This is a genomic window from Photorhabdus viridis, assembly GCF_040256935.1.
GTDB classification, from domain to species: Bacteria; Pseudomonadota; Gammaproteobacteria; order Enterobacterales; family Enterobacteriaceae; genus Photorhabdus; species Photorhabdus viridis.
Genome location: NZ_JBEJZY010000506.1, coordinates 1 through 223, shown reverse-complemented (window position 1 = coordinate 223; position 223 = coordinate 1). Strand labels below are relative to the sequence as shown.

1 protein-coding gene is annotated in these 223 nt (G+C 58.3%); it reads right to left on the bottom strand.

The genetic code is table 11. From position 1 onward, the window contains the following. On the bottom strand, positions 1–223 hold a 223-nt coding region (locus ABR397_RS24310), incomplete at both ends, for a hypothetical protein (RefSeq protein ID WP_350307915.1).

The window sequence follows — 223 nt, the reverse complement described above, 5'->3', positions numbered from 1 at the left end:
TGACCCTCTGAAGTGTTCATGCCCGTTGTCCCGCAGGATACCCGCCGCCATTAACCGGACCCGGATAGCGGAACCGGCCTTGTATTTACTGGCGGGCAGCCGGTAACCCAGGGTGCGGTTGGCAAAGCCCGGTTTAAAACAGGCGACTAATTCCGGGTGATTTAACCGGCGTTTTTCCAGATAAGCCAGGGCTTCGGGGGCGTTCAGCAACGTGTGGTGGTAG